The organism is Methylobacterium aquaticum (assembly GCF_016804325.1).
In the GTDB taxonomy this organism is placed as follows: Bacteria; Pseudomonadota; Alphaproteobacteria; order Rhizobiales; family Beijerinckiaceae; genus Methylobacterium; species Methylobacterium aquaticum_C.
This window is the reverse complement of sequence record NZ_CP043627.1, coordinates 6,049,409-6,074,054: the sequence shown is the minus strand read 5'-3', so window position 1 is coordinate 6,074,054 and position 24,646 is coordinate 6,049,409. Positions and strand designations below refer to the sequence as shown.

Genomic DNA, 24,646 nt, shown 5'->3' with positions numbered 1-24,646 from the left:
GCAGCGAGCGTCGTTCTGGACCTGGGGATCAGCCCGGTCCGGTCCCGGCGCGCACCCGGACGAAGCGGGCGTGCCGCTCCTCCAGGTCGGCGAGGTCGCTTGGGTCGGAGACGTCCCGCCGCGCGGCGGCGAGCACGAGGTCGGCATGGCGTCCGAGCTCCGCGAGACGCGAGGTCAGCCGCTCGACCTCCGCGACCCGGGCCAGCACGTCGAGCATCCGGGCGAGCACGTGCACCGACCCGGCGGCGTTCTGGCGGATCATGTGGAACATCGCGTCGCACAGGCCGTCGTAATCGGTCACCGGATGGACGAGCACGACGCGACCCTCGCGGGCGACGGCGCCCGTGGGCAGGTGGCGCGGGGCGATGCGGCACAGGGCGTCCCCCAGATGGTCGAGCACGCTCCCCGCCGTCATCGGGTCGTTGATGCCGGGCGACAGCGCACGCACCGCGATCTCGACGAGCTGCCGCACCGAGTATTCTAGGTCCTGCAGCGCCGCCGGGCGGCGTCCGAAGGTGAGCGAGCGGGCCACCGCGTCGGCGGTTCCCTCGACGCCCGCGGATGGCACGACGACGGGAAATCCCCTCGGCACGAAGTCGCCCGGCCTCACCCGCAGGGCGAGGACGACGCGATGCTCGTGGGCCCAGTCGGCGAGCCCCTCCGTATCGACCGCCTGCAGGTATCCGCCCTCCGCCGGCGCGACCGGGGCGCCGCGCGGCGTCCCCACCGGCGGCTGGATGTCGGCCTCGTCGAGGGTCCGCGCCTCGACCGCCTTGCAGAGGTCGCGATGGACGGCGTCGACCACCGTCTCGACGTTGATGCTGGTGGCGACGTGGTGGACGAACCAGACCAGCGTCCCGAGGCAGACCAGCGCCAGCAGCACGGCGCCCGAGATGGCGAGGTGCGGGACGAAGGTTTCCTCCTGGACGGTGCGCACCGTGCGCAGCACCATCAGCGCGTAGGCGAAGGTGCCGAGGAAAGCGCCGAGCACGAGTTGGTTGCGGGCGTCGCGCACGAAGTTGCGCAGAAGCCGCGGCCCCATCTGGTTCGAGGCCAGGGTCAGTGCCGCGATGGTGATGGAGAAGGTGGTGCCCGCCACGCCGATGGTGGACGATGCCACCGCGCTGAGAAGCGCCCGAGCCCCCTCGGCGCCGCCGGCCCAGCCCCAGTTCGCATCCGGGGAGGACGGGTCGTAGCCGGCGATGCGGGCGGTCTCCAGCCAAATCGCGGCCTGCGCCAGGCCGATGCAGGCGAGCACGACCAGCGCCGGCCGCAGCCAGAACTGGTCGCCCAGGAACTCGATCCAGGCCCGTACCCTCGCCCTCACCGGCGATCCCCTCGTTCCGCCGCTCGCGCTCGAGCGGGTGGCTCCATCCCGTCTTCAGACATCGCACTCACTCCTCCGCTTCTCCCCGCGCAACACCAAACCGTTTAAGCGCCGTGATCACCACCAGGATGGCCAGCCCGAAACCCATCGCCGCGGCGAGCAGCGTGAACTGCGCCGCGCCGGCCACGATGCCGGCCGAGGCCGCGAGCCAGACGCTGGCCGCCGTCGTGAGGTTCCGGACGGTCCGCTCGGCGTCGCCCTTGGCGACGAAGATCGTGCCGGCGGCGATGAAGCCGATGGCCTGGGCCAACCCCTGGATGACGCGCAGAGGATCGGCGTCGCCGCCGCGGGCCTGCACGTCGGCGTAGAGGCTCAGCGCCGAGGTGGTGATGACCGCGGAGCTCAGGGCAACGAGCGCAAGCGTGCGGATGCCGGCATCCTTGCCCTTGCGCTCCCGCTCGAACCCGAGCGCCAGGCCGCATGCCGTGGCCGCGCCGAGACGTAGGAGGATGTCCGTCAGCGAGAGGGTGGTGGTGTCGAGGGGCATGAACGGGTCCGGCTCACGGGAGGTCTGGCGAAGCGTCGAGGGTCAACACGCGCCGACCGCCTCCCTTTCCCAGGCCGCCCGGCTCAGGCCGGGACCGGCCGCGCGCGGCGTTGCCCTGGGGCGGCGACCAGGAGCCCGAGCGCCCCGGCGATCATGCAAGCGACCGAGCCGACGGTTACGCCGATCTCGACCTCGGCTCCCCGGGTCGGCGCGTCCGCGAAGGCGAGCAGGCCGAACGCCAACTCGAGCGTCACCGGATCGAGCAGCAGGTGCGGAGTGAACCCGACGAGCGACACGCCCGCATTGGCGAAGCCGAAGACCGGCGTGACCAGGTAGGCCGACCAGGAATGGATCGCGTGTTCGAGGATGTGCGGTGGGGAGGTAGGGATGCACTACCTTCAGCCTTCAACGACACCCCTGACCGGACAGGGGTTCGCGTGCGAGTGTTGCTTGCCGTTACCCTCGGCTTTCGGCTCGTCTTGGCCGCCGCTTTGGAGGCATGCGAGCGCTCGCGACGCCATGACCAGATACACGCCCGCAGCATATTGCGCCGCAACGAGCCTACGGGTAGTGTTAGCGCACAAAACTGGACCCGGTGAAAATCCGGGTGGCTCTTCCGGCCGCCGATCCGCCGGACAACGCAATCATCGGCTCTGTGTCGCGGTCCTCAGACGAGGCCGACCCGCCCTGTTGCGAGCCCCACGCGCTGAACCCACGCGCCTGGGACGAAGAAAGTTCTCCATCCCCATGGATTTGGTCCATCTACGGAGCGAATGGGCTCCGAACGTCACGCGCGAGCTGCTGGCGGGCACCGTTGTCGCCCTGGCCCTCATTCCCGAGGCCATCGCATTTTCCATCATCGCCGGCGTCGATCCCAAGGTCGGGCTCTACGCCTCGTTCTGCATCGCCGTGATTACCGCCTTCGCGGGCGGGCGCCCGGCGATGATTTCGGCCGCTACCGGCGCAATGGCGCTCCTAATGGTCGGCCTCGTGAAGGATCACGGCGTCGGCTACCTGTTCGCCGCCACCATCCTGACTGGAATCCTGCAAATCGCCGCCGGAGCCTTGCAGCTCGGCAACCTGATGCGCTTCGTCTCGCGCTCAGTCGTGACCGGCTTCGTCAATGCACTGGCGATCCTGATCTTCCTGGCGCAGATGCCCGAGCTGATCGGACAGGGGCCCGCCGTCTACCTGATGACGGCGGTCGGCCTCGGCATCATCTACGGCCTGCCGTACCTGACCAAGGCGGTGCCCTCGCCGCTGGTCACGATCGTCCTGCTGACCGGAGTCTCGATGTACCTCGGCCTCGGCATCCACAAGGTTGGCGACATGGGCGCCCTGCCAAGCGAGCTGCCGTGGGTGGCCCTCCCGCAGGTGCCGTTCACCTGGGAGACCCTGCAGATCATCCTGCCGGTATCGCTGACCCTGACCATGGTCGGCCTGCTGGAAAGCCTGATGACGGCGGCTATCGTCGACGAAATGACCGACACGACCTCGAACAAGAACCGCGAATGTGCGGGCCAGGGGGTCGCCAACATCGCCTCCGGGTTCCTAGGCGGCATGGCGGGCTGCGCGATGATCGGCCAATCGGTCATCAACGTCTCGTCCGGCGGTCGGGGGCGCCTGTCCACGCTGTGGGCGGGGGCGTTCCTGCTGTTCCTGATCGTGGTGCTCGGCCCCTACGTGGCGCAGATCCCGATGGCAGCGCTGGTCGCGGTGATGATCATGGTTTCGATCAATACGTTCCAATGGAAATCGCTCAGAACGTTGGTCACTCACCCAAAATCGTCAAGTTTCGTGATGCTCGGCACCGTTGCGGTCGTCGTCGCGACCCACGACCTGGCCAAGGGCGTGCTGTTCGGGGTGATCCTCAGCGGCCTGTTCTTTGCCCACAAGGTCACCAAGTTCTTCGGCGTCGTCACCTCGCGAGACGAAGGGCGGGCGGTGCGCACATACAAGGTGACAGGACAGATTTTCTTTGCGACGGCCGAGACGTTCCATTCCGTCTTCGACTTCCGCGAGGAGGATTTGCAGGGCGTGGTGATCGACCTCTCAGCCGCTCATTTCTGGGACATCACCAGCATCAACGCCCTGGATCGCGTTGTGCTCAAGTTCCGCCACCACAGCATTCCGGTGGAGGTGATCGGCATGAATGAAGCGACAGCGACCTTGGTCGAACGCCTCGGCACTCACGATAAGCCGGGTGCTGCGCTCGCCGCGCCAGCTCATTGACCAGCAGCTCGGAGTGTGGGCGCAGTTGTCCTCGCGCCCTGATGCATATGGTAGTCCTGCTTGTAACCTGGATCGCCGCGTACCTCGCCGCCGGGACGTTCTACGTCCTGCGCGGTCGAGGTGCGGAGGGAACCCGCAGCAGGTGGGGCGAGGTAATTGCGTTGCTCGTGTCGCCCCATCCTGACGACGTCACGGTCACGTCGCTGACGACGACCAGCTACGGCGATGTCGCCCTGCACGGGGGACCGGCGGCCGCCTCGTCTCGGTCGTGGTGATGGTCTGCGGGGTGATGCTGTTCCTGCGCCTCGCCCACGTGTCGTTCCGGCCCTACAACTTGCCTTTCCCGTGCTCGACCTGCGGTCTGCAGCAGCACGAGACGGACACTGTACAGTGCGAGGCCAGCGACACCGGCCTCACCATCCCCGACGAGGGCGCCGACTGAGGGGAGGCGTCACGCGCGTTTCTCCTCGTCGGCCTTTTCACGCTCCGTGGTGATCTGCCAGCGCGCCCGCGAGGGATTACGGCCGGCGGGCCAGCCCTCGCGCTGGCGGCCCCGGTCGCCGTCGGTCTCCTCCGTCTGGTCATGGAACAGCACCTGGCTGGTCGGGTATGGCAGGTCGATGCCGGCCGCGGTGAGCGCATCCTTCACGTTGGCGATGGCGTGGTCGAGCGCATCGACCGCGTCGCGCCGCCGGGGCGGGTCGATCCACAGCCTCGCTGTCATGTCGACGCCCGCCGCACCCAGGCCCGTGACCAGGGCCTCGGGTGGTGGGTCGGCCAGTACGCCCTCGGTGCTCTTCAGCGCCTCGACGATGACCCGGCGCGCCTCGCGGATGTCATCGCCGTTGCCGATGGTGAGCGGGAAGGCGAGGCGGCGCTTCTCGTGCGCGGTGATGACCGTGATCTTGTCGACGAACAGGGTGGCGTTGGGGATCAGCACCCGCTGGTTATCGTAGGTGCGCAGCACCGTGGCGCGCACCCAGACATCCTCGACCGTGCCCTCGTGCGAGCCAGCGCGGATCTGGTCGCCGATGACGAAGGGCCGCGTGAGCAGGATCAGGATGCCGGCGAGCAGGTTCTGCAGCACATCGCGGAAGGCGAAGCCGATAGCGACGCCGCCGATGCCGAGCAGGTTGAACAGGTCGGCGGCCGAGACCGACGGGAATGCGACCGAGGCGGCCACCAGGAACGCGATGAGGATGGTCACGCCGCCGGCGATGCGCCCGAGGACCGCGGCCGAACCCGGCGAGGCGTCACGGATTGCGGCCGCCCGGCGCACGGCAGCGCGCACCACGCGGGCGACGACAAGACCGAGACCGAACAGGACGAGAGCGACGGCGAGCCCCGGCAGCAGCGCCGCTGCCGACCGACCCAGCCCTTCGAGGCGTCCGAGCGCTTCCGCGAAGATCATGCCTGGCACCGTCCCATGAAAAAGCCGCCGGAGGCGGGCGTGCCGGCCGGCGGCGTGTCGTCACCCGCGGGGCAAGGGGCGCCCGCGGGATGATCGCGTAAGCGGTCAGCGGCGCGGGCCGCCGCTCGTCCCACCGTATTGCTGCCCGCGGGCGCCCCGCGAAGGCATGGCCGCATTCCCGCGGCTTGCGGAGCCCTGCCGCATCCGGGAGCGCCGGTGCATGCGCACCTGAACGATGTCGATGCCGGCCGTGGGCGCCACGCCGGCGGCGCTCACAGGCAGCGCCGCGGACGGCAGGGTGGACGCGGCGAGGCCGAGGCCGGCGAGAAACGCCGATGCGAGGATGGTCTTCTGCAAGGTGATGCTCCTTCGGTCAGGCCTGGACAGGTTTGCCCAACATTCGGGTGATGCGACCATGATGCGCCCGCTCGACGTGTTGGATCGCGGTCGGCAACGCCCGAACTTCGCTCACGTTCAGAAGAATTCGACCATGGTCCGGGTGCGACAGGACCGACTGGCAGCGCCATGCAGCAGTCGCCTCGGATTTGTGCCCGCTATCGGCCCCGACATGGCCTGTGCGGATGGTGTCGGGCCCGATCAGGAACCAAGGCCATCCGAGGGGCTTGCAGGACGACGGGCCCGCGCGCGGCCATCCGACCGTGAGTACCGCGAACCGATGACCGATCACCGACGTGCCCGCTGTATGCGGAGCATCGCCACCCTCGTCATCTGTGCCGTCGCCGGCCTTGGCGCGATGGCCGCCACCGTCGATCGGGCGGCGGCCCAGTCGGCTGCCAGTGCGATCGACCAGCCGACCGCCGGGACCCTGCCCCCCGGTACGTCGACGGTCGAAGGCCATGGCGGGCCGCGCGACCGGGCCACCGGCCAAGTGGCACCTCCGAGCGCGATCCAGGCGTCCACGAAGGTGATGCGGTTCGAAGGCTCCGTACAGGGCAAGAACAATGGTGGCCGGACAGACCCCCTGAAGCACCTACCGCGGGACATGCGCTGAAGTCCCGCGCGCCCGTGGCGGCCACGATGCCGCTCCTCATCGGGATACGACCGTGATTTCCATCCTCGATCTCGCGGCCTTGCTGCTGACGCTCTCGGCCCTGTTTGGTTGGCTTAACCGGAAGCTGCTGCATCTGCCGCATTCCGTCGGCCTGCTCGTCATGGGCCTCGCCGCCTCGCTTGCCCTCGTCGCCGTCGACGTGGCCTTCCCCGAGCAGCACCTCTACGAGGACCTCACCCGTGTGCTCGGGCAGGTCGACTTCACCAAGGTGGTGATGGACGGCATGCTGGCCTTCCTGCTCTTCGCCGGTGCCATGAGCCTTGACCTCGGAGCCCTGCGCGATCGGGCGTGGGCCGTGGCGACGCTGGCGCTCGTCGGCACCTTCATCTCCACCGCAATCGTCGGCGGCGCCTTCTGGCTAGCGGCGAGTGCCCTCGGCCAGCCTCTGCCCCTCGCCTGGGCGCTGGTGTTTGGCGCCCTGATCAGCCCGACCGACCCGGTGGCGGTGCTGGCCACCCTCAAGAACGTGCGGGTCCCCGAGGCCCTGGAGGTCGAGATGCAGGGCGAGGCCCTGTTCAACGACGGCATCGGCATCGTGCTCTTCACGGTGCTCGTCGCCTTCGCCGCCGGCTCCGGCGGAGAGGCGACGACCGCCAGCGGCGTCGCCAAGCTCCTGCTTCAGGAGGCGGGTGGCGGCCTACTCCTCGGTGTCGTGACCGGCTACCTCGCCTACCGAGCCATGCGGGCTATCGACGACTTTCCCGTCGAGGTGCTGATCACGCTGGCACTGGTCGCCGGCACCTACGCGCTTGCCCAGAAGATGCACACCAGCGGCCCGCTCGCGGTCGTCGCCGCCGGGCTGCTGGTGGGCGACCGCGCGCCGCGCGACGCGATGAGCGAGCGCACGCAAAGCTATGTCGAGTCCCTCTGGACGCTCATCGATGAGGTGCTGAACTCGGTTCTGTTCCTGCTCATCGGCCTAGAGGTGCTGGTTCTGCGCTTCGCGGCGAGCGGGCTTGTGCTCGCCGCCTGCGCGGTGCCCATCGTCCTCGTAGCTCGCCTCGTCGCGGTATCGGCCCCGCTCCTGGCGTTCCGATGGGGCGGCCATCTCAGCCCCCGCAACGTGCCGTTCCTAACCTGGGCGGGAGTTCGCGGCGGCATCTCCGTCGCCCTGGCGCTGTCGTTGCCGGAGGGCGACGCCAAGTCCGTCGTGCTGGCCGCGACCTACGCGGTGGTCCTGTTCACCATCATCGTGCAAGGCCTTACTCTGGGCACCGTCGCACGCCTGACGCTCAGGGACCTGCCAGAAAGCGATACTGCGTGATCGTCCTCGGCTTGTGGCAAGTCCGAGGTCTATAGACCTCCAGCACAACGCGCGACATGTTAATAATTGTCCTCCACGCAGCACTCCGAGAAAATCTTGCCATAGTCCCGATCCAAGGTAAGCGCCTTCCGGTAGGCCACGGGCCGTTTCAGACGCCGGAGGCGAGGTCGAAGCATAGGACGGCGACGGGCTTGCCCGCCTCGGTCGGTGGAACGTCGGCGGGGCAGACCACCAGCGCGTCGCCCCCCGCGAGGCCCGACAGCATGGCAGTGTCCTAGTCGAGCAGGACGGCGAAGGTCAGCCCGACCACGTCCTAACTCCGAGGTACCCTCGCAGGAACGTGGTGCGCGGGCCGGTCGCGGACAGCGGCGTCGCGAGCAGAGCCCGCTCGATCGGCGGATCCACGTGGCTGGCCCCGCTAAAGCCGACCTAATTGGCCCTAGATGCTGCGTCGTATGGATTGGGCCGCCCGGGCGCGAGGCGGGCGTGGAGTTGCCGGATCGTCTCCTCGCGGGGGATCGCGGGCGCGTTCCTGCGGATGACGGCCGCCATCACCTCGCGCATGCCGACCTTGGCGGGACCCTCGATCCCGGCGCGGCGATTGCCATCGTCCCGTTCGGCCATCTCGACGAGCAGCGCATCGACGATCGCGGCATCCAAGGCGGCCCGGCGCCGGAGCTCCGCGGCCTCCTCCTCACGGCGAGCCCTCCATTCCGCGGCGCGCTGGGCCGGCGTGCGGCGCGGCGCCTCCTCGGCGTCGGGGGCGGCGGTGGTCGGGATCGGGATGTTCATGGCGGGTGCCTGCGTACGTATGCGTTCGTACGCTCATTTCAGCCCATACGAACGCAAGGCGCCATGCCGATCGCAGCCACCTGCCCCTCGGGCGCGCCTCCACCGTCGCAGGAATCCTGGCGTTCGTATTTTGGAAATCCTCGTTACAATGTCTAGGAGTAACGGGGGGAATAGGCCCCGTCTCGATTTTGGCTCGCCTGTACGAGCGGCAGGGGTAACGCGAATTCGAGGATTTCCGGCAAGAATTCGGAAAGGCCAATGTGGGCGCACGGCGGTCCAATTCGGGCGCACACGGCAAGGCACAAGGGGAAATCGACAGGGACCGTGAGATTTATGCGCTGAGCCCAGGGATAACTCAGCAGGACCGCGTTGACCCGGGGGGCCGGCCAGGCGCCTACTGTGCGGGAGAGATCGAGCCGCTAGGAGAGAGCCATGACCGCAGTCGCCCACATCGCCATCGACAGCAGCGCCCGGATCACGGCGGGCGGCATGCTCCTCGGCGGTGCGCTCTCCATCGCGGCCGACAACGTGGCGATCCGCAGGTACGAGGCCGCCACGTCCGTCGCCGAGCTCGCCCTCCGTCTGCGGGAGGCCCGAGCCCACGAAGCCGCCGCCGTCGAGGCCGCCATCGCCGCGCAAGCCGAGCTCGCCCAGAGCCGCGCCGAGGCCGCCCGGCTCCGGCTCGCCCTGGCTGCCGAGCGCGCTTCGAAGGCCGAGCTCCAGGATCTCCTGCAGGGCCTCTGCGCGGAGATCGAGGGCCGGTAACAACCGGGCGACACCCGCGCAAAAGAAGAGGCCCGCCGGTCACCCCGGCGGGCCTCATGGTGTTCGGATCCCTCGGATGGCGGCTCAGTAGTAGCCGCGTCCCACTCGCCGGCGCGGATACGAGGCGGGCGCGGGCTCCTCCTCGGGGAACGTCTCGTCGACCCGGTGCCGGGTCCCCCTGCGGGATGCGGCCTCGGCATCGTACCGCGAGGCGGCGAGGCTCCGGCGGGCGGCCAACGCCCTCTCTTTGAGCTCGTTGTCGTTGATGACTAGCGCCGGGGCAGCCGCGGAGCCGAGCGCGCCGACGGCAGGGACGCCGGCGATCGGCCGCGTGCCGGCGAGGTGATGCTGGATCCCGTCGACGCCGGCCGCCATCACGGCCCGGAGCTGCGCATCGTCGAGGCCGAGGAGCCACACGCTCACGTCCGAGGGCAGTCGCGTCGTCATCACCTTTGAGGCAGCGTCCTGGCCCCGCGCCGCGAAAAGCGCCGCGGTCTCCAGCGCGAGCGCCGCGACCGCGGCCGGATCCGTCACCGGCAGCATAGCCTCGATGCTCGCCTTCGCGCTGGCGTAGGCGCGCCGGCGTGAGGCGTCGTCCGCCGCGACCGCAGCGTCCGCGACGTCGCCCGGGCCGACGGGCGCGCTCGGAAGGAGGGCCCCCAAGATGCGACCGACGACAGACGCCGCTCCGTGCGTGGCCTTGAGCCCGACATCCAAGCCCGCCCCGACGCCGACGAGGGCCTGCCCGCCCACGTCGGCGGTCTTACCCGCCGCGCGCTTGGCACTCCTGACGTCGCCGGCGAGGTCCTCGACGGTCCCGCCAAAAATGAAGGCCCAGGCCTCCCGGAACATCTTGATCAGGGCCATCGCCAGCTTCCGCTAGGCGCGCAGCTGCCTGGCATCCGGCACGTCGACCTCCACCGGCATCTTCGTCGTCGACAGCAATCCCGTCTTCATGATCTCTCTCCCGTTCCCGTGGGCAGTAAAGCAGCGCGGCCAGCAAGTCAGAGCGCGAGGGCGGCTTGGGCAGGCGCTGCCGCCGGCGCGCCCCCGGCCAGCCGGGCGAGGAGGGCCGGCGGCAGTTGGCGGCGATGCACGGACAGCAGCGCGAGCGCGTGCGCGGCCTCGCTCTCGGTCAGGCTCGCGCGCGAGGCGAGGACGTGCCCGACGCCGGTGTCGTCCGCGCCCCAGCCGATCCCGTTGCGCTTGGTCGCCCGGTCAACATCGAGGCTGGACAAAAGGACGCAGCCTTCCAGCGCCGCCTGCCGGACCGCCGGATCCGCGGCGAGAGCCCGCCAATCCCGGGGCGCGAGCCGGCGAAGGCGCGCCTCGGCGTTCGCGACCGCCCGATCGGCAGTCGCGAGGAGCGCCACGACCCTCGAAGCCGCCGAATCGGTAAGGGGGTTTTCGAGGATCTGGGCGGCCTCGCCGGCGAGCCTGCCGAGCATCCAGGGCGAGCTCCTCACGATCTCCGCGAGCCTCGGCGCCGCGGACCGCCCGCGCGCCGCATAGGCGGCATTCGCCTCCGCGACTGCGGCCGCCCGGGCCTGCCGGGCGCGCTCCTCTTCCTCTGGGATCGCCGCGACGCGCTGCGCCAGTTCGGCCAGCTGCTCAGGGGAGGCCTCGCAGTAGGAGGGCCACCACGTCACGTAGACGGCCAGGCCGTTCGCGCCGGGGAGCCGGACGGCGCGGTTCGTCGAGTAGCCGGCGCGGGAGAGCTCGCGCCCGTAGAGGCGGGCGGCCTGCGTCGCGATGGGCGTCGGGGTGGCGACGAAGATGGGCGTCTCGGTGCCCTTGAGGTTGTTGATGTGGGCCGAGGGCGAGAAGGGCAGGCCGAAGTCGAAGGGGGGCTGGGACATCGTCCGCTCTGGGAAACCGGGGTGAGGGAGGTCTGCGAATACGCAGGCCCGCGTATGGTCCCCCTCGGCCCCGCGTTCCGCAAGGGATTCCAGCCGCCAAATTGCAGTATGCGGGAGGGTTAACGCCTCCGCCGGCGCGTCAACTCTGAGCCTGGCATCCGGCCTTGCGGGTTGAATTGATAATTATGGTGCGTAGAATTATCAATTTCCGATGGGTGGCGTAATTTTTTCTGTCGTTCCTCTTGATTGCCTCTGGACAGGGCGCGGATCCGTGCTCAAATCAGGCATACGCACGTCAGCCGACGTGCGAATTCTTCCGTGAGAGAGCTAATGTCGGGTGGTGTGAGAGCACCGGACGAGGACGTCCGGGCTGCGCTGGAGGCTGCCATCGAGAAGGCGGGCTCCGCTGGGGCATGGGCGCGCCAGGTCGGCTTGTCGCCAGGCTACGTGTCGGACGTCCGCTTGCGCCGTCGGGCGCTCGGGCCGGCGCTCCTCGACGCGCTCGGCGTCGAGCGCGTCACGACGGTCCTCTACGTGCTGCCCACGGCGGCCGAGATTGCGGAGGCGGCCCGATGACGTGGCCTGCCCCAGCGAAAGCGCGCGTGTGCGAGCTGTGGTTGTCGCGCACGATGCCGGCCTCCGCGATCGCCGGCGTCATCGCAGAGGAATACGGCGTCGTTGCCTCGAAGAGCGCCGTGATCGGGATCGCCTTCCGCGCGGGCCTCGCCGAGCAGGGCTGGAAGCGGCCGCCGGGCCAGAGCCCCGCCGCCCGGGCCCGCAAGAACGCGAAGCAAAGCGCCGCCCGCGCCGCTGCCCGGGCGGCGCTCCCGCCCAAGCCCCCCAAGCCCCCGGCCGCCCCCAAGCCGGTGGCGCCCCCACGCCCGGCGATCGAGGCCGCCCCCGACCGAGGCCTGCCGGTGTCGCTCAGGATCCCGCTCGTCGGGATCAGGGACGGGATGTGCCGCTTCATCGCCGACGATCCGGCGGGCGGCGGCGCGACGTGCTGCGGCCACGCCACCGCGCAGGGGTCGCCCTGGTGCCCCTCGCACAGGGCACTGTGTGTCAGTGGGACCGCTCCCCGGCCGTCCGCCTGGATCCCGTACTCCAGAATGAAGAGGGCTGCGTAATGTCGCGTCAGTGGGAAGATTACTACGAGAGCCTGACAGCAGATGAGAAGAGAGAGCTAGCCGACAGCGACACGTGGAACGACGGCCCCGACGAACCGATCGACGACAAGCAGCAGGAGGGCGGCAAGCGCAAGAATAGGCTCAAGATCGAGCGCAATCCGCCCCTCGACGAAGACATCCCGTTCTAAGGAGACTATAGTGAGCAATCTCCCACTCAGGCCAAATTCCATCCGCTGCAAGGACGGCCATGTCTTCTCCGTCGGCCCTGAGGGCTGCCATGACTGTCCAGGCGCCCGGGTCGTCGTCTACGCCAACTTCCGCGATGCCATGCGCCAGTCGTCCGGCCTCGCCCGGTTCGAGATTTTTCATGAGCCCGGCGATGCGTCCGCCGAGCATGCGGGCATGCCAGTGGAGATCGTGCGCGCTTACGCCCGGGCGCACGGCGGCGTCGCCGAGGCGGGCGCCCTTGCCCTTGAATTCCTGAAGCGCCTGCCCTCCGCGACCAGCGACCCGGCGCCGACCCCCGAGGCCCCGCCGGCGCCCGAGCCGGCCCCCGTTTCCGAGGCAGCGCCGGCGGTCGAGGAGGCCGCCTTCCGCCCTTTTCCGGAGGGGCGCCGGCAGCGGCCGGCGCCGCGGATCCCGCCGGAGTGCCGGCACGTCGTGACGCCGCCGCCGGAGACGATGTTCTCCCGATCGACGGCCTGACGCCCGCCGTGATCCAGGGCCGCAAGGCGGTCGCCTACTGGGAACGGGGGCTCCGCCTGCGCGACGGCCGGCGACCGTTACATCATGGCGACTTCTCCGACGCCTGGGCGTCCCGGTGCTCAGTGATAGCCGCGGCGCACGGGAACCTGATCGTCGCGACGAACTCCCGGTACTCCGCGCATCCCCTCCACGCCGAGGCGGTCGCGCTGCGGCAGCGGCTCGGCGATCTCGCGGATCAGGCGTTCCCTGAGGCTCGGGAGGCCCGCACGCGGGCGATCATCGGCAAGCGACCGAAAGCCGAGTGGATCGCCGACATGGAAGGGGCTCCCTCGGGTTAACGAATCCCTAACCATGACCCTTGAGTTCCGCATCCAATGTCCATATATGTATGGACAAGAGCAGGCTGTGCCGGCTCGATTCGCAGGGAGACCGCGACTATGACGACGAAGACATCCACCCCCCTCTCGTTCGATGATGCGCTGGCGTCCTGCCGCAAGGCCGGCGCGACGTCGTTCCTCTCCTACGACGATGCCAGCATGCAGGCCGACCGCGCGCGGGCCTGGGCCGACGATCTGCTCGGCGCCGGGATGATCACCGCCGACGTCCACGGCCACCTCGTCGAGGCGACGCAGGCGGGCTCCGACGATGACGCCGAGCCGGCGCCCCGGGTGCGCTTCAACAAGCCGCTCATCAGCCCGCTGCCCCATCGATACACCGCCAATGAGAAGCTCGCCCCGATCGTCCGTGCGGCGCTCGCGGCGATCGATGTCCCGGCCGATATCGAAGAGGCCTGGCATCAGGCGGAAAGCGAGATCGACCGGGCTGCGTTCATGGCTCTTCGCAAGATGCAGAAGTATCTCGACCGCCTGGGGACCGAGAACCCAGTCGTTGCGTACGAAGTTGTCGAGCCGTTGCAGTATCACGCCCAGCTGCTCGACATCGAAGCGATCGGACCGATCGGCGAAGGCTGGCATCTCCGGCCGTTTGCGTCCGGCTGCTACGATCTTTCCGAGGAAGGTGCCGATGAGGGGCTCCTGCGAGTCCCGGCTGAACTTGAGGCTGAAGCCTATCGTTGCGTGATCCGGGCCTACGAGCTTGGCAAGCAGGCCGGGCGCGCCGACGTCCAGGGCGAGCTTCGCCGCACGCTCGGGGTCGACGCCTGATGGCCCTCGATCGCCAGACGCTGGAGGAGGCGGCGCGCCTCCTCCTCGGCCCCGAGTTCAAGAGGCCGCTCGCCAAGCTCTTGGGCCCCCATCACCCCGACGGCGCGCGGGAAAGCCTCGACCCGCGGCTCCCTTTCCGTTGGTTCGCGGACCCTCTCACGCCGGAGGGGGAGCCGAACAAGCAGGCACGCCCGATCCCGGCCTGGATCGGCCCCGTCATGGCGCGCCTGCTCGCCGAGCGCGCCGATGATCTTGTCCGGGACGCCGACCGCGCCCGGGCCCTGTCCTCCCTCCTTGGAGAGGCGTGATGCCGGTCTCGAACCCCAATCCCACCACCGCCATCCCCGCCCGGATCCGTCACGACGACTACGTGGCCCAGCGCGCCCTGGTCGAGCGGCTGCGCGCCGAGCCGTTCACCGGCATGCCGCGCAAGCTGCCCAAGATCACGCGCCCCAAGCCCGCGCCGCAGGAGCCGGCCCCCATCCTCTTCGCGTGCCTGCCCAGGGCGGCGAGGCCCCCCAAACCGGCCACGCTGTCCATCGCGAAGGCGCGCCCGGCCGAGCCGGTGCCGGACAACTTCACGCCCGAGGAACTCGCCGAGATCGAGGCGTTCTTCGCCCGTTCCACGCTTGACACAGCGGCGGTGAAGCGCTGGGACGCCTGGATCTCGGGCGGCCGCTCTGTCCACAGGGAGATCATGCGGCTCCCCGGCGTTGACGGGATGGTCGACATCGAGACAATTGAGACACGACTGGGCTGGGGAGCGAGGGTCAACTTCGCGAACAAGAGAGACCATCTCGCCCACGGTAGCCTGAGCCGCCCCGATTACGAGAAAGGGGAGTGGTTCTACTGGGAGACGCGGGACGCCGCCGTTGCCTATTGTGCCAGCAGGATCTGGCTGACCGCCAGTGATACCGAGGGATACGGCGTCCGGAAGGAGCGCCACTTCCGGCTGCTCGCTGCGGAGATGAAATCGTTCCTCGGCAAAGTCGGGATCGACGTCGCGGTCCCGCCGCCGGCGAGCCTGAGGCGTATCCTCGTCACGGAGGCCCGCAGGCGGGAGCTCAAGGCCGGTGCGCCCCCGGCCCCAGCGCCGGCCCCCACCGCGACTACGCCGACCCCGGCGCCGCCCCCCGCCGACCTGACGCCGAAGGAGATCGCCGAGGTTGAGGCGTACGCTCTCCACGGCGACACGTACGGCCCGGTCGGCGACGCTGCGCGCGATCGCTGGAACGCCTGGATCGCCGAGGGTGCCGTTGAGGAGAGGTTCGCCGTGCCCCTCAAGGGGAAGCGGGATCGCGCAGTCGTCGAGATCGCCAAGACGCGGCTGGGCTGGATGCTGCGCTGTCACTACAAGTACCCGGACAGAGGCGGCGGCTTTGGCTCGGGCCTGCTGCCGCTCAGGGACACCGTCGGGCGTTATTTCTGGGCGGACCGCGAGGTCGCGATCCAGGCGGGCGCGCACAGCGCCTGGTCCTCCGCCGTTCATCCGACGCCCGCGCAGACGGCCAAGGCGCGCGCCCGGATCGGGGAGAGGATCCTGACGCACTTTAAGGCGCTCGGCATCGACGCCACCGTCGAGCCCTCCCGGGATCGCCGCCGGCGCCTGATCACGAAGGAGAGGATCGAGGAGCTCCAGGCGGCTGCGGCCGTCCCGCCGATCGCGAACAGCGGGACGGCCGTCGATCCACTCCGGCAGCTCCTCGCGCGCACCGTGATCCCGCCGTCGCCGCTCGCCATGAGGCGCCGGCAGCTGAAGGAGGAGCGGGAGCGGGCCGGCAGGGTCGCGGCGATCGCCGAGGGCCCATCGGCGTACCTCGCCGCGATCGGGTTGCCGCAGCTGGAGAGCCTCTGCGAAATCTGGAGCATAGAGGCCGCGGAGGCACTGGCCGCCCTCAATGCCCGGCGGCCGCCCAGTTTCGTCGAAGCCACGCGGATCAAGGGGATCCGCCGCGGGGCCGGCTACTGCACGCTGACGCTCCTCCTGTCGGACGGCACGGAGGCCCGCGTCACAGCGCGGTGGCAGATGGGCGACCGCCGTTACGAATGGGTCAATCCGGATCATCTGCCCAGGCACACATACGCCTGGTTCCCTGACACCGGCGAGTGGGGCAAGTTCTAATCACCAGGGCACCGGCGGAAGCCCGCCCCCGCGTAGGGGCGGGATTTCCAAAAATCGGGGGGCCGCGATTCCGGGGGACTACGCGGCCTCAACCGTGGCGGGCGGGCGTCGATCCAGCGGGGTCATGTCCCGGTACCGTTTGCTGTCCTCCTCCGCCTTGGCCTCCGCCTCGGCCTTGGCCTTCTCCTCGGCAGCCCTCTTGCGCGCCGCGGTCTTGGCTTGCCCCTCCTTCTCTCGAAGCCGGCGCCGGGTGGCGATCTCGGCCCCGAGCTCCGGCAGGGGAGGGAGCGCAGCCGCGGCCGCGGCAGCCTGCTCGTCGCACCACGCGAGCCAGCGCGACATGATGGGCTCCTTCAGGTCCAGGCGGTCGTCGGCTGTGTAGTGGCCTTCGAGGACGTCATCGACCGGGATGCCCTCGGCGTGGTCCATGACGAGCTTCACATCCGATCGTCCGATCCGGAGCAGCTTCTGCGAGTAGGTCGAGAACGCCCGGCGAAGGTCGTGCGGACTGGCACGGAGGCCCATGTCCAGGAGCCTGTGATTAATCGCGCTGTCCGACATGTGTCCGTCGGCCGCGTCCCCTAGGCGCCAGGGCCGAACTTGAGGGAAAAGGTAGGGCGTTTCGATCTCCCGGCACCGTGCCAGGTGCGGGCCGATCCGGTCCCACAGGGCAGGTGGTAGGGGAAGGACGTGCCGAGATTGGTCGTCCATCTTGTCCGCCGTCTTGCGGTGGCGAGGGCCCATGCTCCAGACGCCCCACCCCGGCATCTCCACCCAGGGAACGAAATCTGCGACCTGGGCGTCGGCCACCGGGCGCCGGCGCTGAGCGGTCAGCACGAGCAGCTCCAGGGACAGGGCAACGGTCGGCTCCAGGATGCCGGATCGGGCGATTGCGATCACGGTGCCCACTTCGATCGGCGTCGCGACGTATCGCCCGGGGATCTTCCCATTGGCTCTCGGCCTCACGCCGGCCGAACGCTCAGGCGCTTGCAGCTTCGTCACGTCGGCCCCGATCCCATCGAGGCCGACGCCGCTGCGTCCGCGGACGTGTGCAAGGCCAAGCCACTTCCACATCGGGCGCAGGACGGCGGCGACGTTGTGCGCGTGCGTCTCCCGGCCGGACGCGTGGATCTCGTAGACTGCCTCGGCGAGGTCCTCCAGCCGGACCCGCCGCACCTTCTTGCCGGCTAGCCGGCCGAGTTCCTTCACGCCGAGCTTGGCGGTGTAGTCTCGGTGTGTGTCGGGGCGCTTCGTCCGCTTGACCTCGGCGAGGAAGGCCTCTCTCGCCTCCTCCCACCGCCAATAGCTGAAGTCAGCTGTATACCTCTCCGCCTCTGCGAGGACTTCCGGGGTCCTTGGGGGCTTCGGCGGCCGCGGCGCGACCTTTCCGAGGCGGATGAACTCTGCCTCAAGGAACTTATCGTCCGGGGCGGCCGTCCGGTTGGCGAGGCCCTTCCGCGCGTTGGCGACGATCTCTCTCGCCTCGTCGAGCGTCAGGCCGGGCGGGGATCCGAGCGTAAGCCGATACGTCGTGCCATTGCGGATCACCTTATAGCCCCACCTGGCGCCCCTCGGTCCGACGCGGAGGAGCAGGCCGGGCTGCTGGCTGTCGATCAAGTCGTAGGCTCGGGCGCCGGCGGCGACGTCGCGAAGGGCCTTGTCGACGTGGGTCTTGGAGAGGCGGACCGGCACGTGAGCTCCTCGGGCTGTTCTCGGGCTGCGCAGCCCGAGATCCACTTTCCCTTGTGCGCCCAGGCGCGTCACCGGCCCCTTAACGCAATCCCCTGACTTTTCAGGCTTTTAGCGGCACCCTTGTGCCCTGGTTTAGGGGCACGGCTCGGGCTGCGACGGTGAAACAATAGAAATCATAATCCTTGTGTCGGGGGTTCAAATCCCTCCTCCGCTACCAAAGTTTTTCAACCCCGCTAAGCACTTAGCGGGGTTTTTCATTGCCTTGCCCTTGCGCCAGAACGGCAATATTTCCTAGCGCAGTGCTAGCGCAGCCCGAAAAATTGCCCTGCTCCCGTAACGGTTTGCTGGGGGGTCAGAAAGCACTCTAGCGCACTCCTAGCGCAGTCATCTGCACCGCAGTAACCAGACAGGGCCGCCCCTTGAGACCCCCTGGCAACGTCCCCGACGACCGCTTCCAGCTGTTCCAGCGCAAGGGCAGCGCCAAGTGGCAGATGCGGTTCAGCGTCCGCGGGCAGGGGCAGCTCAAACGCTCCCTCGACACCGACGATCTCCGGGAGGCACAGCGCCGGGCGGAGGCCATCTGGTACGAGGCCACGTACCGCGCGCAGCAGGGGCTCACCGCCCGCGCCCACACATTCGAGAGCGTGGCTGAGGAGTACATCGGGCAGATCCTGCGCGAGGTGGAGCGGGGTGAACGGCGGGCCGACCAGGGCAAGAGCGAGCCTGCGGTAATCCGCCGGTACTTCGTGGGGTACTTCGGTCAGAAGCCCGTGGATGCGGTGAGCGAGGCCGATTTGGAGCGCTATGCGGAGTGGCGGCGCACCTACTGGACGGAGGGCCCTGGCAAGCTCATCACCCACATCGAGTACGAGAGGGGAGGTCACCGCCTGCGTCGGCCCGTACGCCGCTCAGCGCCCTCTCTGAGCCGCCAGAGGGGCGAGCTGGTGGTGCTACGGCAGCTGCTACGCTGGGCCTCGCGGCAGGGCTACCTGAAGACGCCGCCGGAGGTCACCATCAAAGCCCGGCGCACGCCGGACAACCGGCGGCCCAGCTTCGAGCCGCATGAGTTCGCCCACTTGCAGACGGTGAGCCTCGGTCGGCTGGTGGACCCCATAATGGATGGCAGCGGAGCCATGGTGGAGGCCAGCGACAAGCGGCGCTGGCGCATCAAGCGGCTGGATGACCACACCCGGCGGGACCGCACCCTGCTGCACGCCTACGTGATGATCGGTGCGTTCTCAGGGCTCAGGCCCACGGAAATGTACAATCTCACGTGGGGCGACGTGCTGGGGTATCGGGTGGGGCGTGGCAAACCCGTGGATCAGCGCGACATCCGGCTGCAGGTGCGGGGCAAGGGCAAAAGCGGCAAGGCGATCCCGCAGAAGGCTGCGATCCCGTGGTTCGACACCTTATGGATGCTGTTCGAGCGCAGCATGGGCCGTGAGCCCGTGGATGCCGATCCGGTGTTCGCGAGCGAGGCGGGCAAGCGGATCACGTCGGTGGCCAACGGCTTCACTGAGCTGCTGAAGGCCGCCGGGCTGGAACGGGACCACCGGGGGGTCAAGCGCACGCCGTACTCGCTCCGGCACTTCTACATCAGTGAGCAGCTGGCCAACGGTTCCGAGGTGCTGGACGTGGCTCGCAACTGCCGCACGTCCTTGGCCATGATCGATAAACATTATGGCCAGGTGCGGCTGGAGCGTGTGGTGGATCGGCTACGGCCAGACTGGACGCGTGTATGACACAAAAATAACCACCTACAAGCGATGTAAAGCATAAAATATATTGATGCAGTCTAAAAATAATTAAAATATCGAATGCATTTTCATTGCCGCCGAAGAAAAACCAAGGATAATATTTATGATGTGGTTGATTGAGAGACCGCGAATTAATGCCGCACAAACTCCCTGCCGGCGGCCATTCAAAATGACACCGGCTTGGCGATATGCTCACTCGAGCACATTAAAGTGCTCGGCTATCGCGATGGCAAACGATGAATTCGGTCCTTGTAGCGTACTTGAAGGCCGGGATCTCTTCGATTGCAAAATCGCTGTGGTTGCCAACTAAACGGCAGTTGATGAGGAGAGGAGCGGAGCAAGGATTAACTCAAAGACTGCCAGAGCTAGATGAAGCATTAGATGTTTTGTCTGGAGGTGCAGGAGTAGTAGGCGGAGCAATAGCGAGTGCTAAAGCTCTGGCGTCTGATTTGCCATCAGCGTTTCGTGAAGATCGATTTCAGCGGTGGGCAGCTGACACTGAAACTAGAGCAGTGCTTCGGAAAGCGGCAATCCGCCGTTCACAAGGGCTCGACGTTTATGGGCCGGATAAAAAGCTGGCACTTAAAAGATATGCAGAAATTTGCTCGGACGCCCAACAACGAGCTGATCGTCCATTTGATGATGCTGTTACTTTCCTCTCCCTCACCATTCGGTCAGCGCAGACGGCGGGCGAAAGGGTCGCCGAAGAACGAGGGAACGCTGATCGAACATTGATTGTTAATGCTATTGAAACTGGTTCCGATCGCATCGACGCAACCCTTATAAGACTGTTTGAAGGTGGAGAGATACCTAAAAACAAACTAGTAGATAAACCCTCAGCTTACACAGCGGAGGAGTTTGCGAGCGTCTCCGGAGAGCTTCTATCCTGGCCAGGCGACATCGGCGGGATAGTGATACCCCGGCCCGAACTCATTGATCTGGAACAACGACTTGTCGCTCCAGTCAGCAGCGCGCTTGGACGCAGCATTTTGCTCTTTGGGCCACCAGGTTCTGGAAAATCAGCCTTACTCGCTTCCCTCGGAAATCGACTGCGCAAGAGCGGTAATACGGTTCTCGGCATCAAGGCTGATGCTTTGCCGATCACCGTTAGCAGCTTAGCGGAGCTAGGACCGGCACTAGATCTTGGACCTGATATTGTCGAGGCAATTACTTCGCATTCTACGAGTGGTCCAGTATATATTCTTATTGATCAACTCGACGCAGTGGCCTCACTCATCGATGGCAGCGGCGGGCGACTGCGGGCTCTTAGCGCACTAGCAAAACGGTTGCGAGCATGGCCTGAAATCAAAATTGTAGTATCAGTCCGGCCATTTGAGTTCATTGCAGACGGAGGTTTCCGAGCGGCGTTTCCGGCGGACACAGTAGAAAGGATAGATCTTGTACTACCAGAACGCAACGAAATCAATAATATATTGTCAGCATTCGACATCGATCCGGCAGAAATCCCAACTGAACTCGACGAAATCATCCGTGTGCCACAAGCGCTACGCGACATCGTAGCTGCGCGACAAGCTGGATTTGCTTGGGGCGTGATGAAGAGTTGGCGTAGCACCCAAGCGCTTCGTTTTGAACGCTTAGTCGCTACCTACCCAAATCTCGGTATCGACCGTCTGATTGGCTGCATGGTTGATGCCCTGCGGGATACAGGTACCCTATGGCTAGCCAACGGGAGATTGCCGCTCGGTATAACACCAGCGATTGACCGTCTTTGCGCCGAAGGAATTCTCCGTCGTAGTGATGATGGTAATGCAGTTGGTTTCGCGCATCAGACCTGGGCTGAAACCCTCGATGCTCGTCTCGCGCTTGCTGACGGTGGGCTAACCAAGCGGGTTATCGAAGCAAGTCATAATTTGATGGCCCGCCCTCATGCTCTTGCAGTGTTGCGATATGCGCGAGAGACTTCAACGCCAGACTATAACTCCGCCATAACCAGTCTTTGGTGTGAGCCATCCCTGAGGCGTCATCTACAGCATCTAATACTCGATCTATCAGCTGGAAATGATGCACCTACCTCAGCTGAACAGCAGATAGTGGTTAGCGTTCTAGCAAGCAGCGATGCCGCCTTGGCAGAGCGCGCACTCCGCTTGAGCGCTGGCAAGGCGGCTTGGTTTGACATCTTGTATGGTCTAATATCTGACCGAATGCTGAGTGATGACGAGACACATGCTAGAAGCGTATGGCCATGGGTTTCAGCATATATACCTAGTCACAGCGATCGTATTGTAGATTTGCTCGGACGTAATTGGCGGAACCATCCCGCTCACAGCCGCCTGATACCTAACATTTTAGAAAAACTTGTGATATGGGATGATTTTACATATAGCCTATTTAAGGATGCGCTTTTTTACTTCGGAAAAATAAATGTTTTTGTTCTTGCTACAGTGCGTCATCAAGCGCAGTCAGGTCGACATGATGTTGCTGCCACACTTCTGGGCTTAATTTTAAATCGTGTTGCCGACCAAACTCGGGATGCTTTGCAAGACGCACGATCCGAAAACGAGGATATTTCTGAGCACGGTGAGAGCGATCTGTTTGCTGCTATGAAGCGATTTCGGTCCCAGCAAGACCGTTCATTCTCATACCGTTTTGCAAGGGAGCTGCGCGAGCTTCATGGCTTGCACGATCTGCCGGAAATTGTGCGCAATTCGCCTGAGCCATATGCAAGAACTCTGGTGACCTTTTTTAGATCGTTAACATCGACTGCTGCTGAAGCACTGGAAGCAGAAGATGCCGCTGAGCTTCAAGGCTCAAATATTACAAATTCTAAGTATGATATATCTCTTGTTGAAGCCCTAAGAGTTGCTGTGACAGAGCTTGTTCGCACCAACATTGCGGCGTTCTCAGAGTTATACGCGCTTGCCGGCGTTGGTAATCATCTGTTGGATCGAGTGTTTGCTTCTGCTTTCGCATCAAATGTTGCCACAACTCATGGACTGGCGCTAGAATTTTTATCTCTAGACGCAAGTCGGCTAAGGCTAGGGGATCGTTCAAGTGACGAGCACTGCAACACGTTGGAGCTAATGAAAGAGCTGTCCAATTATATCGGCCAGGATGATAATGATAGGCTTGTTGATTTAATTAGAAATTGGGATGAATATGAGTTCGATCTATCTGATGACGTTCGTCAAAGACGGATGCTGCGATATGGAAATCGTCGGCTGCGCGCTCGGCTTCTAAATGCTTTGAATATTTCTCGACTTTCGACCCAAGCCCGGCGTTTCGTGCAAGAAGAGTTGCGCGCTGTCCCCGCTGATCACCGCGAAAGGTTCAGATCAGTTGTGGGCTGGGTACAATCACCGATGTCGACTGATGCAATGGAACGCGCCAGTGACACTCAAATCATTAATCTTTTCCGGGATTTGTCAGATGAAAAGGATAGGTGGATTTCGCGCGGAGCAAGCTCGCTAATTGGCGGCATGCGTGAAGCCTCAATGGCTTTTGGCGAACTAGCGAAGCGTCAGCCAGAACGAGTACAAAAATTGCTAGGTGAATTTTCGCCGTCAACACAGCAAGAACCTGTAGGATATGCCCTCCGGGCGCTTTCCGAGTGTGCATCGGTTGACCCATTCGTTATCTTAGGTCTAGTTTCAGACGCTCTCAAGCGTGGTTTTGGAAATAAAGGGTTCCGCGCTGATGTTGTTTGGACATTGCACAATCTGACAAATCGAATGCCCGGCTTATCTGATGATTGGATCAAAATCCTTGTTTCTTGGATAGAGCCGCCACAGGCAAAACTCGAACTCCCCGGTTCCGTCTCTAGTTTCGACAAAGCAAGTGCCGATAAACCGCTGCCCACCACGGTTTTGTTCGAAAGTGGTAGTCTTCGCATACTCCCAGGCGGTGAAAACTCCGTCATTTTAAGGGTATGCACGCTTGGGTATCTGAGGCGGAACAAGCCCTCCTATTCCGAATTCATCAATCTGTTGGAGAACCATCTTGCCAGAGATGATGCTCCTGAAACTTGGGCCGGGTTAGGGTATCTGCTTCCTCAGCTTGCTCACGCTGATAGCACACAGGCCAATAATTTCCTTACTTTGCTTATGAGGCAACAGCCAGAGTTCCGTGATAGCGAAGAGAGCGCCCGTGTCATTGCGCGCATGATACGCACTGTTCCAGGCGATCTTATCGATGAAGTGCTAGAATGTTGGATTAATTCAGAATGGCCATTAGCTTCTGTCGCAGTAGGCGAAATTCGGGCTCTGCGAACAGCAATTTTCCAGCCGCACACTAATGCAGATGAATGGCCAGCTATCGCTCAAGCCTCGCCGGTTCCCATGGACACATTAACTGGCGTCGCCAATGTTGCAGTTTCATGTTGGAATGAGGATGATTTATCATTGCGTACATGGGCCCGCCGTACTCTTGCATTGCTTGCTACATACCAAAATGAGCGTGTTGCACAGGCATGTGGAAATTTTTTTCTTCGTATTTCGCCTTGGCCCGCTGAGGCAGACACGCGCCGTCTCCTCGAAATATTTTCCGAAAATCCTGTTTTATTGAAACATGCAGCCAATTCTGTTGTAGATGACCGACTGAGCGATATATTAAATGATTTCCTATCATATGCGCCAATATTTAAATTTATGAAATCAATGATAAAAACTCACAAATATGAGATGTCAAATTACAGTGGTTACGGGCCGATGATGGCCAGGGGGCTTATACCTATTGTTATTACTCTCCACAGAGAGAATATGTTCCGAGAAAAAACACTTGATTTGTTTGAAGACATACTCGATGTACTGCCTGATGAAGCTGAAGGAATGTTACAAAGCATCATACAATAAAAT

The 24,646-nt window shown here is 65.1% G+C and carries 24 protein-coding genes, 1 pseudogene and 1 other annotated feature; of the genes and pseudogenes, 15 read left to right on the top strand and 10 right to left on the bottom strand.

Annotation, left to right across the window (positions count from 1 at the left end):
• Window positions 1-28: 28 nt before the first annotated feature.
• From F1D61_RS27935 to F1D61_RS27925, 3 genes are all read right to left on the bottom strand, one after another.
• Window positions 29-1,327, bottom strand: coding sequence for a DUF2254 domain-containing protein (locus F1D61_RS27935; protein ID WP_200601444.1), 1,299 nt, complete (start codon window positions 1,325-1,327; stop codon window positions 29-31).
• Window positions 1,328-1,394: 67 nt separating this feature from the next.
• The gene (locus F1D61_RS27930; protein WP_060850616.1) at window positions 1,395-1,874 is read right to left on the bottom strand and encodes an MgtC/SapB family protein; all 480 of its coding nucleotides are present in this window, start codon (window positions 1,872-1,874) and stop codon (window positions 1,395-1,397) included.
• Between the two features lie 83 nt (window positions 1,875-1,957).
• Window positions 1,958-2,242 (bottom strand): Na+/H+ antiporter NhaA, encoded by a 285-nt coding sequence (locus F1D61_RS27925; RefSeq protein WP_432443328.1) that lies wholly within the window; start codon window positions 2,240-2,242, stop codon window positions 1,958-1,960.
• Between the two features lie 217 nt (window positions 2,243-2,459).
• Window positions 2,460-2,515, top strand: a sequence feature (sul1 is cis-regulatory element that is thought to sense ions involved in sulfur or methionine metabolism; They are found in Alphaproteobacteria).
• Window positions 2,516-2,621: 106 nt separating this feature from the next.
• Here F1D61_RS27925 and F1D61_RS27920 point away from each other — a divergent pair.
• Together F1D61_RS27920 and F1D61_RS27915 are read left to right on the top strand one after the other, a co-directional pair.
• The gene (locus tag F1D61_RS27920) at window positions 2,622-4,106 is read left to right on the top strand and encodes a SulP family inorganic anion transporter (RefSeq protein WP_203155313.1); all 1,485 of its coding nucleotides are present in this window, start codon (window positions 2,622-2,624) and stop codon (window positions 4,104-4,106) included.
• A gap of 191 nt (window positions 4,107-4,297) precedes the next feature.
• A pseudogene (locus F1D61_RS27915) lies at window positions 4,298-4,548 on the top strand (ion channel); the annotation flags it as partial.
• Window positions 4,549-4,557: 9 nt separating this feature from the next.
• Here the strand turns inward: F1D61_RS27915 and F1D61_RS27910 are convergent.
• Together F1D61_RS27910 and F1D61_RS27905 are read right to left on the bottom strand one after the other, a co-directional pair.
• Window positions 4,558-5,517 carry a mechanosensitive ion channel family protein gene (locus F1D61_RS27910; RefSeq protein ID WP_200646362.1) on the bottom strand — a complete coding sequence of 320 codons (960 nt, stop codon included), beginning with the start codon at window positions 5,515-5,517 and terminating at the stop codon, window positions 4,558-4,560.
• A 105-nt stretch (window positions 5,518-5,622) separates the two neighbouring features.
• Window positions 5,623-5,874, bottom strand: coding sequence for a hypothetical protein (locus F1D61_RS27905; protein WP_203155312.1), 252 nt, complete (start codon window positions 5,872-5,874; stop codon window positions 5,623-5,625).
• Window positions 5,875-6,220: 346 nt separating this feature from the next.
• Here F1D61_RS27905 and F1D61_RS27900 point away from each other — a divergent pair, with 346 nt between their 5' ends.
• Window positions 6,221-6,529 (top strand): hypothetical protein, encoded by a 309-nt coding sequence (locus F1D61_RS27900; RefSeq protein ID WP_246775577.1) that lies wholly within the window; start codon window positions 6,221-6,223, stop codon window positions 6,527-6,529.
• Between the two features lie 52 nt (window positions 6,530-6,581).
• Window positions 6,582-7,853: a cation:proton antiporter gene (locus F1D61_RS27895; protein ID WP_203155311.1), complete on the top strand. Its 1,272-nt coding sequence runs from the start codon at window positions 6,582-6,584 to the stop codon at window positions 7,851-7,853.
• A gap of 148 nt (window positions 7,854-8,001) precedes the next feature.
• Here the strand turns inward: F1D61_RS27895 and F1D61_RS34520 are convergent, their stop codons facing one another.
• Together F1D61_RS34520 and F1D61_RS27885 are read right to left on the bottom strand one after the other, a co-directional pair.
• On the bottom strand, window positions 8,002-8,118 hold the full coding sequence (locus F1D61_RS34520; RefSeq protein ID WP_246775576.1) for a hypothetical protein: 117 nt from the start codon (window positions 8,116-8,118) through the stop codon (window positions 8,002-8,004).
• A 164-nt stretch (window positions 8,119-8,282) separates the two neighbouring features.
• Entirely contained in the window at window positions 8,283-8,645 is a 363-nt protein-coding gene (locus F1D61_RS27885; protein WP_203155310.1) for a hypothetical protein, read from the bottom strand.
• Window positions 8,646-9,077: 432 nt separating this feature from the next.
• Between F1D61_RS27885 and F1D61_RS27880 the strand changes: the two genes are divergently transcribed.
• On the top strand, window positions 9,078-9,410 hold the full coding sequence (locus tag F1D61_RS27880) for a hypothetical protein (protein WP_203155309.1): 333 nt from the start codon (window positions 9,078-9,080) through the stop codon (window positions 9,408-9,410).
• 84 nt (window positions 9,411-9,494) lie between these two features.
• On the opposite strand, the gene F1D61_RS27875 is transcribed toward F1D61_RS27880, so the two are convergent.
• Together F1D61_RS27875 and F1D61_RS27870 are read right to left on the bottom strand one after the other, a co-directional pair.
• A complete protein-coding gene (locus F1D61_RS27875; RefSeq protein ID WP_203155308.1) occupies window positions 9,495-10,277 on the bottom strand; it encodes a hypothetical protein in 783 nt (260 codons plus the stop codon).
• A 137-nt stretch (window positions 10,278-10,414) separates the two neighbouring features.
• Entirely contained in the window at window positions 10,415-11,269 is an 855-nt protein-coding gene (locus tag F1D61_RS27870; protein ID WP_203155307.1) for a hypothetical protein, read from the bottom strand.
• A 330-nt stretch (window positions 11,270-11,599) separates the two neighbouring features.
• On the opposite strand from F1D61_RS27870, the gene F1D61_RS27865 reads away from it, so the two are divergent.
• The 8 genes from F1D61_RS27865 (at window position 11,600) to F1D61_RS27830 (ending at window position 16,386) form a co-directional block, all read left to right on the top strand.
• The gene (locus F1D61_RS27865) at window positions 11,600-11,845 is read left to right on the top strand and encodes a hypothetical protein (protein WP_203155306.1); all 246 of its coding nucleotides are present in this window, start codon (window positions 11,600-11,602) and stop codon (window positions 11,843-11,845) included.
• A gap of 26 nt (window positions 11,846-11,871) precedes the next feature.
• Entirely contained in the window at window positions 11,872-12,396 is a 525-nt protein-coding gene (locus tag F1D61_RS27860) for a GcrA family cell cycle regulator (RefSeq protein ID WP_203155305.1), read from the top strand.
• A complete protein-coding gene (locus F1D61_RS27855) occupies window positions 12,396-12,584 on the top strand; it encodes a hypothetical protein (protein ID WP_203155304.1) in 189 nt (62 codons plus the stop codon). The genes F1D61_RS27860 and F1D61_RS27855 overlap by 1 nt, the downstream gene beginning before the upstream one ends.
• Before the next feature lie 10 nt (window positions 12,585-12,594).
• Window positions 12,595-13,101 (top strand): hypothetical protein, encoded by a 507-nt coding sequence (locus F1D61_RS27850; protein WP_203155303.1) that lies wholly within the window; start codon window positions 12,595-12,597, stop codon window positions 13,099-13,101.
• Window positions 13,044-13,439: a hypothetical protein gene (locus F1D61_RS27845; RefSeq protein WP_203155302.1), complete on the top strand. Its 396-nt coding sequence runs from the start codon at window positions 13,044-13,046 to the stop codon at window positions 13,437-13,439. The genes F1D61_RS27850 and F1D61_RS27845 overlap by 58 nt, the downstream gene beginning before the upstream one ends.
• Window positions 13,440-13,538: 99 nt before the next feature.
• The gene (locus tag F1D61_RS27840) at window positions 13,539-14,264 is read left to right on the top strand and encodes a hypothetical protein (protein WP_203155301.1); all 726 of its coding nucleotides are present in this window, start codon (window positions 13,539-13,541) and stop codon (window positions 14,262-14,264) included.
• Window positions 14,264-14,572, top strand: coding sequence for a hypothetical protein (locus tag F1D61_RS27835; RefSeq protein WP_203155300.1), 309 nt, complete (start codon window positions 14,264-14,266; stop codon window positions 14,570-14,572). The genes F1D61_RS27840 and F1D61_RS27835 overlap by 1 nt, the downstream gene beginning before the upstream one ends.
• Entirely contained in the window at window positions 14,572-16,386 is a 1,815-nt protein-coding gene (locus F1D61_RS27830; RefSeq protein ID WP_203155299.1) for a hypothetical protein, read from the top strand. Before F1D61_RS27835 ends, F1D61_RS27830 begins: the two co-directional genes overlap by 1 nt.
• A 78-nt stretch (window positions 16,387-16,464) precedes the next feature.
• Here F1D61_RS27830 and F1D61_RS27825 read toward each other — a convergent pair whose 3' ends face one another.
• A complete protein-coding gene (locus tag F1D61_RS27825) occupies window positions 16,465-18,078 on the bottom strand; it encodes an integrase family protein (RefSeq protein ID WP_203155298.1) in 1,614 nt (537 codons plus the stop codon).
• A gap of 419 nt (window positions 18,079-18,497) precedes the next feature.
• Here F1D61_RS27825 and F1D61_RS27820 point away from each other — a divergent pair, with 419 nt between their 5' ends.
• Together F1D61_RS27820 and F1D61_RS27815 are read left to right on the top strand one after the other, a co-directional pair.
• Entirely contained in the window at window positions 18,498-19,820 is a 1,323-nt protein-coding gene (locus tag F1D61_RS27820) for a tyrosine-type recombinase/integrase (RefSeq protein WP_203155297.1), read from the top strand.
• Window positions 19,821-20,071: 251 nt separating this feature from the next.
• Window positions 20,072-24,643, top strand: a complete 4,572-nt coding sequence (locus F1D61_RS27815; protein ID WP_203155296.1) for an ATP-binding protein — start codon at window positions 20,072-20,074, stop codon at window positions 24,641-24,643.
• Window positions 24,644-24,646 lie beyond the last annotated feature (3 nt).